Consider the following 3,402-nt stretch of genomic DNA (forward strand, 5'->3'; position numbering starts at 1 on the left):
ATCAATAGCGCATCGCCAGTAAAAACTTTATCTTCTACAATATACGACATACAGCCATCAGTATGGCCTGGGGTTGATATGGCTTTAATACTATAACTACCAAATTCAAGACTCTCACCCTCTTTAATTAACACATCAGCACAAGCCACTGGATTCATTTCTCCAAGAACAATTTTTGCTTGATTAAATTTTTGTTTTAAAGGACATGAGCTAGTAATATGATCTGCATGTACGTGGGTTTCAATAATGTATTTAAGGTTCAAACCCAACTCTTCAATCAGGCCAATATCTCTTTGTTTGGTTTCACTCACTGCATCAATGATCACCGCTTCTTTGGTTTTGGAATCGGCCAATAGGTAAGTATAGGTTGAGCTTTCTTTTTCAAACAAAGGTCTAAAAATCAAACTCACGGCAATACCTTTTTAAAGGGCTTGACGATAACATTTGCATAAGCGCCAGATGCCATATAAGGGTCTGCATTTGCCCAAGCTTGCGCATCTTCTAATGAATCAAATTCAGCAACAACCAAAGAGCCAGTAAAACCTGCTTCACCAGGCTCGTTATTATCAATTGCAGGATGAGGTCCGGCAAGAATCAAGCGACCCTCGTCTTTCAAAATATTTAAACGCTCTACATGTGCCGGTCGCACCGACATTCTTTTTTCCAATGAATTCTCAACATCTTGAGAAATAACAGCATATAACATCAATAGGCTCCTATAGATCTAGCACATCTTGCATAGAGTATAACCCTGCAGATTTGTTTTCTAACCAGCTTGAAGCGCGCACTGCGCCATTCGCAAATGTCATTCTCGACGAAGCCTTATGAGTGATCTCAACTCGCTCACCTTCCATAAAGAAACTAACTGTATGCTCGCCCACAACATCCCCGCCACGAACCGTTGAAAATCCAATAGTTTGACGATCCCTTGGCTCTTCAATACCTTCACGACCATAAATTGCACACTCTTTCAGATCTCTACCCAGGGCATTTGCAACTACCTCGCCCATTTTTAAGGCGGTGCCAGAAGGGGCGTCCACCTTATGACGATGATGTGCTTCGACAATCTCAATATCAGCATCCTCACCAATAACTTTGGCCGCCATATCTAACAATTTAAGTGATAAATTAACACCCACACTCATATTAGGCGCAAAAACTACTGGTATTTCATTAGCAGCATTATTAATCGCCTGAAGACCAACGTCATCAAAACCTGTTGTGCCAATCACAATGGATTTTCCAGCTTGCTTACAAACTTCAAGGTAATCAAGCGTTGCCTCAGGTCTAGTAAAGTCTATCACTACATCAAATTGATCAGTAACTGCTGACAGATCATCGCCTTTATCCAAGGTTACGCCAAGCGCTACTTTGTCATTTTGATTAATGGACTCAATAATTGTTTGACCCATGCGCCCTAAAGCACCAACTACAGCTATTTTTATCATGTTAATTCGTTTTCTAAAAAACCATTTTGCTTGGTAATATTATCAATATCTTGCAAGGCTTTCAGCATATCCGCCATCTTATGAATTGGAATCATATTAGGTCCGTCACTCAAAGCATTTTCGGGATCTGGATGAGTCTCCATGAAAAATCCTGAAACTCCCACTGCAGCAGCAGCTCTTGCCAATACTGGTACCATTTCTCTTTGACCACCAGACGTAAGACCATTGCCACCTGGTTGTTGTACAGAATGCGTCGCATCAAACACGACGGGTTGGCCAGTTGAGCGCATGGTAGATAATCCGCGCATATCAGAAATTAAGGTATTGTAGCCAAATGAGGTGCCACGATCACACACGGTAATTTGTTGATTACCTACTTCAAAAGCTTTGTCGACCACATTTTGCATATCCCATGGCGCTTGGAATTGGCCTTTTTTAATATTGACTGGAATACCTTGGCTACAAACATTTTGAATGAAGTTGGTTTGACGCACCAAAAAAGCTGGGGTTTGCATCATATCAACCACATCTGCTACTTCATCTAAAGGAGTGTCTTCATGCACATCAGTTAGCACTGGTACACCAATTTCAGTTTTAACTTTTTCTAAAATACGCAAGCCTTCTTCAATACCCAAGCCCCTAAAACTACCCGTACTAGAGCGATTCGCTTTATCGTAAGAAGATTTATAAATAAAATTAATACCTAATGCGTCGGTAAGGTTCTTTAAGTGTTCTGCTGTACCTAATGCCAACTCTTCAGACTCAATGACACAAGGGCCTGAGATTAAGAAAAAAGGCTGATCAATACCAACTTCGAAGTCTAATAATTTCATGATAGTTAAAGGTTAAAAAATGATAAGGTTAATTATAAGCCAAACAATTCATTAAAATACTTATTCATGACAAATACTCCTGACATTTTAAAAAAAATCATTGCTCGAAAAGAGCAAGAGATTAAAGCAGCCATTGAAATTATTCCATACAATAAAATGATGGAAACCGCTTATGAAGATCGCACAACTCGTGATTTTTATCAAGCGCTTAAAGATAAAGCAGATTTAAAGCAAAATGCTATTATTGCCGAAATCAAAAAAGCCTCTCCTTCAAAAGGTGTTTTACGCGAAAACTTCAATGTGGCTGAAATTGCTAAAAGCTATGCGCAACATGGTGCGTCTTGCTTGTCTGTACTTACTGATAAAGATTTCTTTCAAGGAGATGATAAATACGTAGCTGAGGCTAGATCAGTAACAACACTGCCTATATTGCGTAAAGAGTTTATTATTGAGCCTTATCAAGTATTTCAATCTCGCGTATTAGGCGCTGATTGTATTTTGCTTATTGCCGCTTGCTTAGAAGATCAAAGAATGGAAGACTTAGCCATGTTGGCCATTTCTTGCCATATGGATGTCTTAATCGAAGTGCATAATCTTGAAGAATTAAAGCGTGTACAGGCACTTCGCTTACCAATGGTTGGCATTAATAATCGCAACTTAAGAACATTTGATGTCACTCTGCAAACAACAATTGATCTTTTGGATGCAATTGATGATGATACTTTGGTTATTACTGAAAGTGGCATCTTGGGTGCGCAAGATGTCAAACTAATGAAGGATCACGATATTCATTCTTTCTTGGTTGGGGAAGCGTTTATGCGACAAGACAACCCGGGACAAGCATTAGAAGATATTTTTGCTTAATAACAAGGACACATAGCAATGAATACAACAGTTAGATGGATCGACGGCATGATGATGGTTGGTGAGTCAGCTAGTGGGCATGCCGTTGTTATGGATGGCCCTGAAGATTTAGGCGGTAAAAATTTAGGCGTTAGACCGATGGAGATGTTACTGCTTGGTATGGGTGGTTGCACAACAGTCGATGTGGTTTCTACGCTTAAAAAAATGCGTGAGCTCGTTAATGATTGTCGAGTTGAAATTTCAGCTGAGCGTGCTGA

At 39.7% G+C, this 3,402-nt stretch carries 6 protein-coding genes; 2 read left to right on the forward strand and 4 right to left on the reverse strand.

Features of this window, described 5'->3' with window-relative positions:
• The 4 genes from P8M52_RS03125 to kdsA all read right to left on the reverse strand — a co-directional run.
• The coding region (locus tag P8M52_RS03125) for an MBL fold metallo-hydrolase (RefSeq protein WP_300307183.1) at positions 1-410 on the reverse strand (410 nt) is incomplete at its 3' end.
• Complete coding sequence (locus P8M52_RS03130; protein ID WP_300307186.1) at positions 407-706, reverse strand: YciI family protein; 300 nt, start codon at positions 704-706, stop codon at positions 407-409. The genes P8M52_RS03125 and P8M52_RS03130, both read right to left, overlap by 4 nt.
• A 10-nt stretch (positions 707-716) precedes the next feature.
• Positions 717-1,448, reverse strand: a complete 732-nt coding sequence (gene dapB, locus P8M52_RS03135) for a 4-hydroxy-tetrahydrodipicolinate reductase (protein ID WP_300307189.1) — start codon at positions 1,446-1,448, stop codon at positions 717-719.
• Positions 1,445-2,281, reverse strand: coding sequence for a 3-deoxy-8-phosphooctulonate synthase (gene kdsA / locus P8M52_RS03140; RefSeq protein WP_300307192.1), 837 nt, complete (start codon positions 2,279-2,281; stop codon positions 1,445-1,447). The genes dapB and kdsA overlap by 4 nt, the downstream gene beginning before the upstream one ends.
• A gap of 66 nt (positions 2,282-2,347) precedes the next feature.
• Here kdsA and trpC point away from each other — a divergent pair, with 66 nt between their 5' ends.
• A complete protein-coding gene (trpC, locus tag P8M52_RS03145) occupies positions 2,348-3,145 on the forward strand; it encodes an indole-3-glycerol phosphate synthase TrpC (RefSeq protein WP_300307195.1) in 798 nt (265 codons plus the stop codon).
• Between the two features lie 18 nt (positions 3,146-3,163).
• On the forward strand, positions 3,164-3,402 hold a 239-nt coding region (locus P8M52_RS03150; protein ID WP_300307198.1), incomplete at its 3' end, for an OsmC family protein.

This window comes from Candidatus Thioglobus sp., assembly GCF_029243085.1.
Lineage (GTDB): Bacteria > Pseudomonadota > Gammaproteobacteria > PS1 > Pseudothioglobaceae > Thioglobus_A.

Bases quoted from the DNA above. Each gene is read 5' to 3' on its own strand.
- P8M52_RS03130 (WP_300307186.1), bottom strand. From the start codon at position 706: ATGTTATATGCTGTTATTTCTCAAGATGTTGAGAATTCATTGGAAAAA.
- dapB (WP_300307189.1), bottom strand. From the start codon at position 1,448: ATGATAAAAATAGCTGTAGTTGGTGCTTTAGGGCGCATGGGTCAAACA.
- kdsA (WP_300307192.1), bottom strand. From the start codon at position 2,281: ATGAAATTATTAGACTTCGAAGTTGGTATTGATCAGCCTTTTTTCTTA.
- trpC (WP_300307195.1), top strand. From the start codon at position 2,348: ATGACAAATACTCCTGACATTTTAAAAAAAATCATTGCTCGAAAAGAG.